Below are 12,795 nucleotides of genomic sequence, written 5' to 3' on the forward strand. Positions count from 1 at the left end.
CGACGACGCCCGCTTGGTCGTGGCCCTGGCGCGCACCGCGGCGGCGCACGGCGCGCGGGTCATCACGTATACGGAAGCCCTTGACGTGACCGGTGATTCAGCCACCCTGCGCGACACCAGGACCGGCGAGACCCTCACCGTGCGGCCACGTACCGTGGTGAACGCCACCGGTGTCTGGGCCGACCAGGTCGATCCGAGCATCCAGCTGCGCCCGAGCCGGGGCACCCATCTGGTGTTCTCCGCGGCGTCCTTCGGCGGACTCACCGCCGCGCTGACCGTACCGGTGCCCGGCAGCACCAGTCGTTTCGTCTTCGCGTTCCCCGCCGCCCACGACCGGGTCTACCTCGGCCTGACCGACGAGGACGCGCCAGGCCCGGTGCCCGACGAGCCGAAGCCGACCGAGCCCGAAATCGACTTCCTACTCGACACCATCAACCCCGCCCTGCGGGAGCCCTTGACGCGCAGCGACATTCGCGGCTCCTACGCAGGCCTGCGTCCGCTGTTGCAGACCGCCGACGACAACACGGCCGACATCTCACGCAAGCACGCGGTCCTACGCTCCCCCACCGGCGTCGTCACGATCGTCGGCGGCAAACTCACCACCTACCGGAAGATGGCCGAAGACGCCGTCGACGCGGCCGTCGCACACGGCGGACTCATCGCCGGACCATGCCGCACCCGAGAACTTCCCCTGGTCGGCGCGGTCTCCGGAGCAGCCCGCGACCGCATCGACGCCCCACCGGTGATGATCGACCGCTACGGCAGCGAGGCGACCACCGTGCTCGCGGCGGCCCGCCATGATCCAGCGCTCGCCGAACCGGTGGCGCCCGGAATCGACGTGCTCGCAGCAGAATTCGCGTTCGCGGTGGCACACGAGGGCGCACTCGACGCCGACGATCTCCTGGACCGGCGCACCCGCGTCGGCCTGGTCGCCGAGGACCGGGCCGCCGCAGCCCCTGCCGCCGCTGCCGCACTCACCGCCATCAGCTGAGGACGCCACTCGCCGCGCCAGCAGGCGCGCGATCACGACGGTGAACACGCCGCGGTCCCAACTCAACGTCCACCCCGCGAGTGGCACCTGAATGCGGCAAAACGCGAGAGCGGGTCTCCGTGATGTGCCACTCACCGGCGACGCTCTCGCGGGCGGTGACCCAGTCGGGTTCGCGGCAGGGGACGGGTTCTCGCTCCGCGGCCGGGGTCAGTCGATCACCCACGCGGACAGCTCCACTCGCATGCACGCGCGCGGCCAGTGGTCGAGGCCGTGGGCGCGTTCGGCGGCGCGTAGCGCGCGCAGGCCGGGAGTCTCCTCGTTCGCGGACAGGTACCGGAAACCGAGCCGCTCGTAATATGGCCCGTTCCAGACGACTTCGGTGAACGTGGTCAGCGTCATCGCACCGAAGCCCTCGGCGGCAGCCCAGCGTGCGGCTTGGTCGATCAGGCACTTGCCGATGCGACGCCCGGCGTAGTCGGGGTGCACCGAGACCTGGTCTATGTGTGCGTTTCCGTCGATCACGCCGACGATCAGGTAGCCGATCGGCGCATCGTTCTCCGCCCAGACCCAGGCGCGTCCCGCCTCCTGGAATCCGCGCAGTGTTTCCAGCGAGGGAGGTTCATCGTCGGCGACCGCCGTCATGCCGATCTCCGCGAACGGCTTGCCCGCCGCGCGTTCGATGTCCTGCAGCGCAGGGAGGTCGCGGGGCGTCGTAGGCCGAATCACCAGGTCAGTGTGTACCGGCGGCCACGAAGGAAGCCAGCGAATTAGTCGGCCCGGGTAGCGAGGATGCCGTTGAGCAGCACCCGGAGCGCCCACGCCGCGCGGGCGTCGCCGTCGCCGGACAGCATGGTGTCGCGCATGGACACGACGGTCGGGTACCGGTCGGCGGGCAGCTCGGCGAAGCGCCGCTCGACGTCGGCGAGGTAGTCGCGCTCGGTGCCGCCGCTGGTGTTGTGCACGCTCTGCTCGGCGGCCGACGCGGTGATGTGCAGGTAGAGCAGGTCCACCGCCCAGGACGCGGTGCGGTCGTCCAGTCCCGCCTGGGTGAGCGACCGGAGCAGCAGTTCCATCAGGCGCAGTGCGTTCGGGCTGGTCGGAATCGTGCCGAGCGCGACGAGCGCCAACCCTTCGTGCCTGCTCATCGCCGCCACCGCGGCGTCGACCAACTCGGTGATCCGCTCACGCCAGCTCACCCCGGCCGGCTCCGGAACCGTGCCGAGAACATGGTCGAGCATGGCGGCCATCAGATCGTCGCGGTTGGCGACATAGACATAGAGCGAGGCCGCGCCGGTATCCAGGTCCTGAGCGACCCGCCGCATGGTGAGCGCCGCCGCACCGTCCCGGTCGAGGATGCGCAGGCCGGTCTCGACGATCACCTCGCGGCTGAGCGGAGATTTGGCCGGACGAGCCCGGCGGCTGACGGCTGCCGGGCTCATACCTTCGCCCCGTTCACGCTCGGCTCCGGCCCAACCGCGTCGGCGGTTGCCTCCATGACTCGCTCACTCCGCTCACTCATTGCGCCTGAGCATAACCGCGGACGAACGCCGTTTGACACGAACAGCGTTTGCGCCCCGCGGCGGCGCTGCTCCGCAACCAAGCACATGTCTGGCAGGGACGGGAGCTCTCCCGGGCTGCACACCAAGGACTGCGCCGCTTGCCATACTTCCCCTGGTGCGCGCACTGGCGGACGCACTCGCCACGATTCGCTGGATACCGTCGTCATGCGGAAGCACAGCGACAGGGGCGACCGGTCAGCGGCACTCGATTACTCCGGATACGACCGTGTTTCAGTGGCCTTGACCGCGGCCCACAGCCGCAGGCCCGGGCGCAGGCGCAACTGCGCGACCGTGGCCGGGGTGATGTCGGCGAGCACGGGCGGGGCGCCGTCGAGGCGGACCCGGGTCGTGTGAGCGTGTTGTTCTATCCCAGCGATGGTGACCGGCCAGCTGTTACGGGGGCTACCGGCAGGTTGTTCCGGGTGCAGACCGACTGCGTTGGGAGCGAAGGCCAGATACACGCGGCCCTGGGCTGGTTCGGCGATTGTGAAGGTGCCGCCGCCGTCCAGACTCACCTGGGTGCCATTGGCGGTGCCGCGATAGAGGTTGAGACCCATGAGATCGGCCACGTAGTCCGATCGCGGCCTCGCCGCGACCTCCGCGGGCGGTCCCTGCTGCACAACCGCGCCATTCTCCAGGATGATCAGCCGATCGGCGAGGACCATGGCGTCGAGCGGGTCGTGCGTGACCAGCACGGTACGACCCGGATAGTCGCGCAGGTGATGCGCGAGATCCGAGCGCACCTGGAGTTTGGTGCCTGCGTCCAGCGCGGCGAGTGGCTCGTCGAGCAGCAGCAGCCGCGGATCGGTGACGAGCGCGCGGGCCAGCGCGACGCGCTGGGCCTGCCCACCCGAGAGCGCTCGGGGCCTGCGCTGCGCGCAATCCGGCAGACCGACACGAGCGAGCCACTGCGCGGCTCGCTCCCGGGCGGGAGTGCGCCGAACTCCGCGAGAGCGCAGCCCGAAGGCGATATTGTCCAGCGCCGAGAGATGCCCGAAAAGCAGGTAATCCTGGAATACCACCCCGACCTCGCGGCGGTCGGCGGGCACGAACACCGAAGGCGGTACGTCCCAGAGGTGCGCATCGAGCTCGATGCGCCCATCGGTCAGCGCGATCAATCCCGACAGCGCCCGTAGCGCTGTGGTCTTGCCCGCCCCGTTGGGCCCCAGCAACGCGACCACTTCGCCCGGTTCGACGGTCAGCGGCAGATCGAGAGCGAAAGACCCCCTACTGACCCGTAATTCGGCCCTCAAGGTCATACCGCACCCCGAATCCAGCGCTCTCGCAACGCGACGAGCACGGCAACCGACACCGCCAGCAAAACCAGGCTGAGGACGATCGCGGCGTCCGGATCGGTCTCCAGCGCGAGGTAGACCGCCAACGGCATGGTCGTCGTCCGGCCGGGAAAGTTACCCGCAAAAGTGATGGTGGCGCCGAACTCGCCGAGCGCACGCGCCCAGCACAACACTCCGCCCGCTACCACGCCGGGCAGCACCGACGGCAACGTCACCCGGCGAAATGCATACCAGCGGCTGGCACCGAGTGTGGCCGCTGCCTCCTCGAAGCGCGGATCGGCCGCCCGTAGCGCGCCCTCGACGGAAATCACTAAGAAGGGCATCGCCACGAACGCCTCCGCCACGATCACCCCGGCGGTGGTGAACGGCAACGAGACACCGAACCATTCGTAGAGATGACGGCCGATCAGCCCGCGGCGGCCGAGCACCAGCAGCAGCGCGACGCCGCCGACCACGGGCGGCAACACCAGTGGCACGGTGACCAATGCGCGGATCAGCCCGCGCCCAGGCAGTTCGGCGCGCGCCAGTACCCAGGCCAGGGGAATGCCCAGCACCAGGCAGATCAGCGTGGCCGCGGTCGCGCACAGTAGCGAAAGCCGCAGCGCCTGACCGACTTCGGCGCTGAAAAGCCGACCCGGCATGGTCGCCCACGGCACTCGGATCAGCAGACCGACCAGCGGAACGAGCAGGAACGCCAGCCCGCAGACGGCAGGCAGCATCAGCGCGACAGGTCGCCGCCCGAGCACCGCCCGCCGCCGTGCGGGCGCGATCACGGTGTGTCGAACCCTGCCGCGGTGAAGACCGCCTTCGCCCGATCGGAGGTCACGAAGTCGACGAACGCCGCCGCGGCCGCCGTGTTCGGTGCGTGCGCCAGCGGTGCGACCGAATAGTCATTGACAGCCTTGCCCGACTCGGGGAAGTCGATTCCCTCGACCTTGTCCCCAGCGGCCTTGACGTCGGTGCGGTACACCAGCGCGGCGTCGACCTCACCGAGGGTGACCTTGGTCAACACCGCTTTCACGTCCTGCTCGCGAGTATCCGGTTGCGGGGTGATGCCCGCGGTCTCGAACACCGTCTTGGCCGCCGCACCGCAGGGCACCTGCTCGGCACACAGCGCGAGCTTGGGCTCGGTCTTGCCGAAATCGGCCAGCCCGGTGATGTTCCCCGGATTGCCCTTCGGCACCGCGATCTCGAGCCGGTTGCGCACGAACGTGACCGGAGCGGCGGTGACCTCACCCTTGTCGCGGACCTGCTGCATGTTCTTCGGCGCGGCCGAGGCGAACACGTCGGCCGGGGCGCCCTGGTTGATCTGCTCTGCCAGCGCCGAGCTCGCGCCGAAGCTGTAGACCACCTTGACACCGGGGTGCAGGGCCTCGAATTGTTTGCCGAGCTCGGTGAATGTCTCGGTCAGCGAGGCCGCGGCGAACACGGTCACGGTGCCCGACACATGCTGTGTGCCGGTGTGTTCGGTCGTGTCGTCCGAACCGCAGCCCGCCACGGTGACGACGGCCAGCGCGGTCGCGGTCACGACCCCCACCTTGCGAATCATTCTCATCCTCATCAACTTTCCGGTATCTCCACCACGACGTGAGTGGACTTCACCGACGCGACAGCGACGCTGCCGACTTCCAGACCGAGCTCGTCCACCGATTCCCGGCTCAGCAGCGACACCAACCGGAACGGCCCGGCCTGCATCTCCACCTGCGCCATCACGGTGTCCTTCACCACCCGGGTCACGATCCCGCGCATCCGATTGCGGGCCGATGCCGCGACCGTCGCGCCAGGTGCGGGGGCCTCGGCATTGGCCCGCAGGAACTGGGCGAGCTCACGGCCGCTGACACCCTTGCGGCCACTGTCGAGCTGAATCGCGGTCAGACGGCCCTGATCGATCCATCGGCGCACCGTGTCATCACTGACACCCAGCAACGTGGCCACTTCACTGATCCGTAGATTCGACACGATCGATAGCTTATTTCCGCATCCAAGGAAAAGACAGCCGAACCGACCCGTAATATCGGTTTATTGCGGATCGCCGCTGCTTTCCGCCGTCACTGGGGTAGCGGCAGCAGTTCGGTCAGCCCACCCCGGGCTGCGCCGGGCGCGAGCAGCGCCAGCGCCGAACAGCGCTCACCAGAGTTTTGCCGGGCCAGTGCGGATGGCATCCCTGAGCCAGACGCTCAGGGGCCGCGCGACGATGTCAGTCGGCGCCGTCACGGTGTAGACAGCTTCCTTGCGCACCGAGGTCGGCCCAACCTCCGCCGGGCCATGCCGATTCGCAAGTCAAGTGGCGCACGGCACATCAGCCAGCAGACACGCACGACCGCCGACAGGTGCGGCTCAAACCACAATGCCCAGTTCAGAGCAGTTCCGGCACCAGTTGAGTCCGGTGGCGAGAAGCCGTCTGGCGGCGCGGAATTCGAGCACCGGATGGCACTGACAGACCTGCGGGAGACTCGCCGGTTGACACGTGGAGGCCACGGTTGGGCTGGCGCGAACGTTCTATGCTGGCTCAGGTATGCCGGTAGTGCGCCGGGAAGGAGGGCGCGGGTGCGCAGTAAACCGTCCACCGTAGGTATCGCACCGGGCGACGGACTGGTCGCCCGCTTCGGTGCGGTCGTCGCCTACTTGGGCGACGAGACCGCTTCCACCGACCGAATACTCGGCACCATCGAGGCCGTGGCGGATGTGGAGTATCCCGGCGCGGCGCTGGCCAAACGCCTCGCGGCGGTGATCTTCGGCGGCACGGCGCACACGCCGCCGTTCGGTGTGGTCGCGCCGACCGATGACGGAATCCTGATCCTGTTGCGCGGAGGGGTCGCCGCCGAGATCCACGGCGCGGAAGGCGTCCGCCGCTTGGATGGCGGTCGCGCGTTCACCTGGGTGGACGAGATCGTCCGCGAACCGGTGCGCCGCATCACAATCGGCTCGAGCACCGGCGAGCCGCTGGCGGCGCTGCCGCGCACCGATCTGCGTACGGGCGTGGTCCCCGGCGGCGGCTTCATCTGGAACGCCGCGGTGCGCCGCGCCGGAAAGGCCACCCGGTCGCTCCCATCCGAGTCCGCCGAGCGGTCCACGAACGCCGGACGCCCCGCGCAAGCCGAGCCCGAGCCAACGGCCGCGGCCGGATTCGCGGCGGCACCCGAACCGACCGGCCCATCCGACGCTGTCGCACCGGCTCCCTCAGCGGCCCGGCCGACCGAATCCGCTCGCCCTCTTCCCAAGCCGCGCCCACCCCGGCCTGCCACAGAGCGCCCGCTGGCCTGGTCACAGGTGCACCCCGCGACGCAACTCCCGCCCGAACCCGTCGCCCTGCGCAAGACAGCCGAGAACGGCGGAACCCGCATCTTGCGTCCGACCGCCCTCGCGACCGAATCCGCCCTCGGCGCATTGATCACCGAAGACGGCACGGCATACCGGCTGGACCGCCCCTACGTCATCGGACGCGGCCCGCAGGTAGACGAATCCGTGCGCTCCGCGACCGCCACTCCCCTCGTCATCCAGCGCGACCGCCACGTCTCCCGCGTCCACGCCTACGTATCCGTCGACAGCGGCAAGGTCTACGTCCGCGACGCCGCCGCCACCTCAGGCACTTTCATCGCCGCCCCCGACACCGACCAATGGACCCGCATAACCACCTCCCCCACCGAACTCCAACCCGGCTGGCGCGTCCGCATCAGCGAACGAATCCTCACCTATCGCGGCGACGAGTAATACACGGGCACGGGCGATATCGCGAAAGCGCACCGCTGCTGAACTACGCCCGTTGTTGATGGACGGAATCAGTCACGTCGTGACGTACTCCGAATACGGCGTCGCCAATGGCCAGAATTTTTCTTTGATCCCTCGGCAGTAAGCGGCGATATTCGGATCGGTTGTCACTGCACCAGACCACGCACCGGACGCACCGAACGCCGAGAAGATGACCAACTGGTCATCGAACAGCCAGAAGTCGTCTGGAGGGACATCCCCAGCCAGATGTCTTGGCAAGTAACGGATGTCCTCACCGGCCTGGGTGTTGAATTCGGCCACGGCCATACAAAACCGCGTGTAGTCGGTGTGTGGAACCGAGACGATACGGGTACGCGTTACGGCCACTCCCCGGCCTCTGGTCTGCCGGATGAGGTCCGCCCATGGTTGGAACCATGTGTAATCGTCGAGCTCGCCATCAAGGAACCGCCGAAGCGGTTCATACTCATGCGGTTCAGCGTAGGAGTCGAGCACCTCGAGGTGGAATGCCTCGCGCTCGCATGACTGTAGTAGGTCGCTGAACCCGTCCTCAGCTATTAGCTGCACCGTAGAACGTCCTTTCGCACCTCGGTACCTCGACAGCCGCCTCGTCACTCGCAAGTTGGAGCTGAGTAAGCGTTTCATGATCGGCGAACTCGTCTGGAAGGCTGATGCACGCCGTTCCGGCTCGCGTATGCTGATCGGTCGGTATTCGCAGTAGCGGTTCGATCACCTGCAACCACAGTGGGTTTCGAAGGCATCGATCCTCGGGAGGCGGCATGAAAAACCTGTTCAAAGGTGCCGTGATGGCTGCCTTGGCCATCGCCACGAGTCTGCTGTTCACGCAGTCGGGCCTGCCTTCGTCGGACGATGTCAGGAACGAGAAGGAGTTGGCCCAGTTGACGGACGATCGATCGACACCGCCCGGGCAGTCGGTTGATGATGACTACGACGACGAGGACGACTACGACGTCAGCCTGGAGGATCCGGTCATCGAGGACGACGTGCCGACGACCTGGCAAGAATTCGCCGAGGACGCGCGGAAGACCAGCACTGTTGAGCAGCCGATGATCATGGGCCCGGAATTCGGGAGCGTCACCCTTCCGTCAGATGCCTACCTCATCGAATAGCCGCTGTGTCGTCGAACCAGCTCCCTGGAGCTGGACCGGCGGGGTAGAAGTTCAGGCGGCGAGGGTCTGGGTCCCTATAGCGCCGGACTCGGGCCTCGAGCTGTTGGTCCGCGGTCGGCACTGCGTCAGCGAATGTACTTGGCGGCCATCAGTAGGTTGCTATGCCGCGATGTTCACGTGCACATGACCACCGAACGCTTGCGCGATCTTTTCCAGAGTGGTGAGTGTAGGTACCACGTCCCCAGCCTCGAGGCGCGAGATCGCGTGCTGCTTCAGCCCAGAACGTGCGGCTAGCTCGATTTGGGTCCAGCCCCGCGCTTCTCGCGCTTCTCGCACCATCTTCCCCACCCGGTAGGCAATCTCGGCATTCCGGTACGCCTGCTGGTATTCGGGGGTTGCTCGCTGTTCAGCGGTGCGGCGGTCGAATTCCTCTTGCGTAATCATCGGGACCAGGTCTCCTTTCTACAGTGTGATGATGTGCTGGTAAGTCCGGTCATGCTCCGTTTCGCAGACCTTCCGCGCATGCTTCGCCCGCTCCACCTCGGCGGATTCCCGCTGCCGCTGCTTTGTGAACGCGGTGAGCATGATGATCACTTGCCCTCCTGGGAACCAGTAGGTAATGCGCGCTTGTTGGCTGGTGGAGAGAACGAACCTGAGTTCTCGCACTCCATCGCCCAGGAAGCGACTGTACGGTTCCCCGAGGCGCGGCCCGAGTTCGGCGAGAAGCCCAGCGCGATGGTCTGCCGCCGCACGGCTGGCGGGGTCCAGGCGGTACAGAAACTCGACAACCTCGGGCTCCGCGAGGATCTCGTACAGCACCCACTAACAGTATCACACAGATGTGATATCCAATGCTGTGATGCCCAATACGCACATTCCGACGTGCGTAATAGTGCTCCGCCCCCGTCCCGGGCCCGGACGGCGGGGAGGACAATGGCGGCATGCATCGAAACGGACCGAGCCGGGATATCGACGAGTCCGAGCTGACCGTGACCCCGCCCAAGGAGGAGGCCGCCGGCGTGACCGCCGTGGCGGTGGCGTTGAAGCGCTCGGTCGAGGAGATGGGGGTCATCCGGACCGCCCGGACTCTGGCCAGGGTCAATCAGGTGCACGGCTTCGATTGCCCCGGCTGCGCGTGGCCGGAGCCCAGCGGTCATCGGAGACCTGCGGAGTTCTGCGAGAACGGCGCGAAGGCCGTCGCAGAAGAGGCCACGCTGCGCACGGTGACTCCGGAGTTCTTCGCGACGCACTCGATCGCGGAACTGAGCGACAAGTCGGGGTATTGGCTGGGACAGCAGGGCCGGTTGACCCACCCGATGGTGCTGCGTCCCGGGGACACCCACTATGCGCCGATCGCCTGGGACGACGCCTACCGGTTGATCGCGGACACGCTGCGCGGCCTCGATTCGCCCGACGAGGCCGTCTTCTACACCTCCGGCCGCACCAGCAACGAGGCCGCGTTCCTCTACCAGCTGCTGGTGCGCAGCTACGGCACCAACAACCTGCCGGACTGCTCGAACATGTGCCACGAGTCCTCCGGCGCCGCGCTGTCGAGTTCGATCGGGATCGGCAAAGGCTCGGTCACCATCGATGACTTCGCGAAGGCGGACCTGATCATCGTCGCGGGCCAGAACCCGGGCACCAACCATCCGCGCATGCTCAGCGCACTGGCGGGCGCGAAGGCCGAGGGCGCCCGGATCGTCGCGGTGAATCCGCTGCCGGAGACGGGGCTGCTCGGCTTCCGCGATCCGCAGACGGTCAAGGGCCTCACCACCGGCGTGCCGATCGCCGACGACTTCTTGCAGATCCGGCTCGGCGGCGATATGGCGCTGTTCCAAGCGCTCGGCCGCCTGCTGCTGGAAGCCGAGGACCGGGCGCCGGGAACCGTGGTCGACCGGGACTTCGTCGACACCCGGTGCGCCGGCTACGCCGAATACGAAAAGCACGTTCGCTCGGTCGATTTCGACACCGTCTTGGCGGCGACCGGCCTGAGCATGACGGAACTCGAGCACACCGCCGACCTGTTCGCGCGCTCGAAGAACATCATCGTCTGCTGGGCGATGGGCCTCACCCAGCAGACCCATGCCGTGGCCACGATCGAGGAAGCCACGAACCTGCTGCTGCTACGGGGCATGATCGGCAAGCCGGGCGCGGGCGTCTGCCCGGTGCGCGGCCACTCGAACGTCCAGGGCGACCGCACCATGGGCATCTGGGAGAAGATGCCCGCCACCTTCCTCGACGCCCTCGACGCCGAGTTCGGCATCACCAGCCCGCGTGCGCACGGCTTCGACACGGTCGCGGCCATCCGCGCCATGCGCGACAGTCGCGCGAAAGTCTTCCTCGGCATGGGCGGCAACTTCGTGGCCGCCACCCCGGACACCGCGGTGACCGAGGCCGCGCTGCGTGGCTGCGCGCTCACCGTGCAGATCTCCACCAAACTCAACCGCAGCCACGTCGTGCACGGCCGCACCGCGCTGATCCTGCCCACCCTCGGCCGCACCGACCTCGACCTGTCCCCGAACGGCACCAAACAGCAAGTGTCGGTGGAGGATTCGATGTCGATGGTGCACCTGTCCATGGGACGACTCGAGCCGGTCAGCGACCAACTCCGCAGCGAAGTCACGATCGTCTGCGAACTCGCGCAAGCGTTGTTCGGCGCGGACCACCGTGTGCCGTGGGCACGGTTCGCCCGCGACTACGACGCCATTCGCGACGCCATTGCCCGTGTGGTGCCCGGCTGCGCGGACTACAACACGAAAGTCCGGCAGCGCAATGGATTCCAGCTCCCACACCCGCCGCGCGATGCCCGCGAGTTCCGCACCGCCACCGGCAAGGCCAACTTCGCCACCAATACGCTCACTTGGCTGCCGGTGCCGGAGGGCAAGCTGATCCTGCAGACGCTGCGCAGCCACGACCAGTACAACACCACCATCTACGGCCTCGACGACCGCTACCGCGGCGTGCACGGCGGACGCAAAGTGGTGCTCGTGCACCCCGACGACATCACCGCCTCCGGCTTCGCCGACGGCGACCTGGTCGACGTGGTGTCCGAGTGGACCGACGGCACCGAACGCCGCGTGAAAGGCTTCCGCCTGGTCTCCTATCCCACCCCGCGCGGCAACGCCGCCGCCTACTACCCCGAGACCAACCCCTTGGTGCCGCTGGACCACGTCGCCGCGCGGTCGAATACGCCGGTCGCCAAAGCGGTCACCGTCCGCTTCGAGCCGAGTTCCTCATGAGCCGCGTCACCGCCCGCCGCCGGATGCGCCGGATCTCACCCACCGGCGAAATCCAGCGTCCGGACACCCTCGCGGTCGAGGAACCCCTGGAAATCCGCATCGACGGGCACTCGCTGACCGTCACCATGCGCACGCCCGGCAACGACATCGACCTGGTGCACGGATTCCTGCTGAGCGAAGCCATGATCGGTTCCGCAGCAGACATCGTCGCCGCCCGCTACTGCGCGGGTACCGACGACCAGGGACACAACACCTACAACGTCCTCGACGTCACCCTGCGCACGCCGGTTCCGGTGCCGACCCGCGCCTTCCCGACCACCGGCGCGTGCGGCCTGTGTGGCAAGACCGCGTTGGACGATGTGCGCACCCGCACACGGTTCCCCCTGCCGAATGACGGCCCAGCGGTGGACACTCGCGTGCTGGCCGCCATGCCCGACAGCCTTCGGGACCGCCAATCGGTGTTCGACGCCACCGGCGGCTTGCACGCCGCGGGACTGTTCACCGCCGACGGCACCGCGCTCGCGGTACGCGAGGACATCGGCAGGCACAACGCCGTGGACAAGGTGATCGGCTGGGCGCTGCGCGAAAACCGCGTTCCCGCCCACGATCTGGTGCTGATCGTGAGCGGGCGCGCCTCGTTCGAACTGGTCCAGAAGGCCGTCATGGCCGGTATCCCGATGCTCGGCGCGGTCTCGGCGCCGAGTTCGCTCGCGGTCGACCTCGCCGCGGACGCCGGGCTCACCCTGGTCGGCTTCCTGCGCGGCGACACGATGAACGTCTACAGCGCCCCGGAACGAATCCACGCCGAACCCGGCAGGTCCGCACTCTTGGCCTGATTCCCTCTTGCCTGTAACC

14 protein-coding genes are annotated in these 12,795 nt (G+C 67.6%); 5 read left to right on the forward strand and 9 right to left on the reverse strand.

The genetic code is table 11. The features are described from left to right. Window positions 1–991 (forward strand): glycerol-3-phosphate dehydrogenase/oxidase (locus NA4_RS26970; protein WP_157129329.1); only part of this gene is annotated, 991 nt, incomplete at its 5' end. Window positions 992–1,198: 207 nt separating this feature from the next. Here the strand turns inward: NA4_RS26970 and NA4_RS26975 are convergent. The 6 genes from NA4_RS26975 to NA4_RS27000 form a co-directional block, all read right to left on the reverse strand. Further along, the gene (locus NA4_RS26975; RefSeq protein WP_067475929.1) at window positions 1,199–1,717 is read right to left on the reverse strand and encodes a GNAT family N-acetyltransferase; all 519 of its coding nucleotides are present in this window, start codon (window positions 1,715–1,717) and stop codon (window positions 1,199–1,201) included. 41 nt (window positions 1,718–1,758) lie between these two features. Beyond that, window positions 1,759–2,430: a TetR/AcrR family transcriptional regulator gene (locus NA4_RS26980; protein WP_067475932.1), complete on the reverse strand. Its 672-nt coding sequence runs from the start codon at window positions 2,428–2,430 to the stop codon at window positions 1,759–1,761. A 329-nt stretch (window positions 2,431–2,759) separates the two neighbouring features. Continuing rightward, on the reverse strand, window positions 2,760–3,809 hold the full coding sequence (locus tag NA4_RS26985) for an ABC transporter ATP-binding protein (RefSeq protein ID WP_067475936.1): 1,050 nt from the start codon (window positions 3,807–3,809) through the stop codon (window positions 2,760–2,762). Further along, entirely contained in the window at window positions 3,806–4,564 is a 759-nt protein-coding gene (gene modB / locus NA4_RS26990) for a molybdate ABC transporter permease subunit (protein ID WP_067476005.1), read from the reverse strand. Before modB ends, NA4_RS26985 begins: the two co-directional genes overlap by 4 nt. 50 nt (window positions 4,565–4,614) lie before the next feature. After that, window positions 4,615–5,373 carry a molybdate ABC transporter substrate-binding protein gene (modA, locus tag NA4_RS26995; RefSeq protein WP_245671610.1) on the reverse strand — a complete coding sequence of 253 codons (759 nt, stop codon included), beginning with the start codon at window positions 5,371–5,373 and terminating at the stop codon, window positions 4,615–4,617. A 32-nt stretch (window positions 5,374–5,405) separates the two neighbouring features. Then, window positions 5,406–5,804, reverse strand: coding sequence for a TOBE domain-containing protein (locus NA4_RS27000; RefSeq protein WP_067475944.1), 399 nt, complete (start codon window positions 5,802–5,804; stop codon window positions 5,406–5,408). Between the two features lie 588 nt (window positions 5,805–6,392). On the opposite strand from NA4_RS27000, the gene NA4_RS27005 reads away from it, so the two are divergent. Then, window positions 6,393–7,556: an FHA domain-containing protein gene (locus NA4_RS27005; protein ID WP_067475948.1), complete on the forward strand. Its 1,164-nt coding sequence runs from the start codon at window positions 6,393–6,395 to the stop codon at window positions 7,554–7,556. A gap of 72 nt (window positions 7,557–7,628) precedes the next feature. Here NA4_RS27005 and NA4_RS43795 read toward each other — a convergent pair whose 3' ends face one another. Beyond that, window positions 7,629–8,216, reverse strand: a complete 588-nt coding sequence (locus NA4_RS43795) for a DUF6879 family protein (RefSeq protein WP_373862841.1) — start codon at window positions 8,214–8,216, stop codon at window positions 7,629–7,631. Between the two features lie 134 nt (window positions 8,217–8,350). Between NA4_RS43795 and NA4_RS27015 the strand changes: the two genes are divergently transcribed. Beyond that, window positions 8,351–8,701 (forward strand): hypothetical protein, encoded by a 351-nt coding sequence (locus NA4_RS27015; protein ID WP_067475956.1) that lies wholly within the window; start codon window positions 8,351–8,353, stop codon window positions 8,699–8,701. Window positions 8,702–8,860: 159 nt separating this feature from the next. On the opposite strand, the gene NA4_RS27020 is transcribed toward NA4_RS27015, so the two are convergent. Both NA4_RS27020 and NA4_RS27025 read right to left on the reverse strand, forming a co-directional pair. Continuing rightward, window positions 8,861–9,145, reverse strand: coding sequence for a helix-turn-helix domain-containing protein (locus NA4_RS27020; protein WP_067475959.1), 285 nt, complete (start codon window positions 9,143–9,145; stop codon window positions 8,861–8,863). An 18-nt stretch (window positions 9,146–9,163) separates the two neighbouring features. Continuing rightward, on the reverse strand, window positions 9,164–9,520 hold the full coding sequence (locus NA4_RS27025; protein ID WP_084497477.1) for a type II toxin-antitoxin system RelE/ParE family toxin: 357 nt from the start codon (window positions 9,518–9,520) through the stop codon (window positions 9,164–9,166). Between the two features lie 122 nt (window positions 9,521–9,642). On the opposite strand from NA4_RS27025, the gene NA4_RS27030 reads away from it, so the two are divergent. Both NA4_RS27030 and fdhD read left to right on the forward strand, forming a co-directional pair. After that, window positions 9,643–11,940 carry an FdhF/YdeP family oxidoreductase gene (locus NA4_RS27030; RefSeq protein WP_067475962.1) on the forward strand — a complete coding sequence of 766 codons (2,298 nt, stop codon included), beginning with the start codon at window positions 9,643–9,645 and terminating at the stop codon, window positions 11,938–11,940. Then, entirely contained in the window at window positions 11,937–12,776 is an 840-nt protein-coding gene (gene fdhD / locus NA4_RS27035; RefSeq protein ID WP_067475965.1) for a formate dehydrogenase accessory sulfurtransferase FdhD, read from the forward strand. Before NA4_RS27030 ends, fdhD begins: the two co-directional genes overlap by 4 nt. Window positions 12,777–12,795: the final 19 nt, after the last annotated feature.

Source organism: Nocardia amamiensis NBRC 102102, from assembly GCF_001612745.1.
In the GTDB taxonomy this organism is placed as follows: Bacteria; Actinomycetota; Actinomycetes; order Mycobacteriales; family Mycobacteriaceae; genus Nocardia; species Nocardia amamiensis.